The 276-nt window shown below is 55.1% G+C and carries 1 pseudogene; it reads right to left on the bottom strand.

The features are described from left to right. Positions 1–276, bottom strand: a pseudogene (gene fucI / locus SB725_RS31005) (L-fucose isomerase); the annotation flags it as partial.

The raw sequence follows: 276 nt of genomic DNA, 5'->3' as shown, positions 1-276 counted from the left end.
GGATTCAAAGAAGTTGTGATCAACGATGGAACCAGCGATACCCATCGAAACGCCGCCCAGCGACAGATAGCTTTTACCTTTCATGCTGGCGACTGCCAAACCGGCGCGGGCAAAGCGCAGCAGTTTTTCTTCAACATCGGCTGGAATCGATGTGTCATCGGCATCCTGAACGTCATGACCGTAAATGGAGAATGCCGGGATGCCTTTCTGGCTGTGAGCTGCCAGAGCCGCTGCCAGGTAAACAGCGCCGGGACGTTCAGTGCCGTTAAAGCCCCA

Origin of the sequence: Pseudomonas sp. SIMBA_041, from assembly GCF_046535095.1 — a bacterium.
Lineage (GTDB): Bacteria > Pseudomonadota > Gammaproteobacteria > Pseudomonadales > Pseudomonadaceae > Aquipseudomonas > Aquipseudomonas mucoides.
This window is presented reverse-complemented; position numbering and strand designations above follow the sequence as displayed.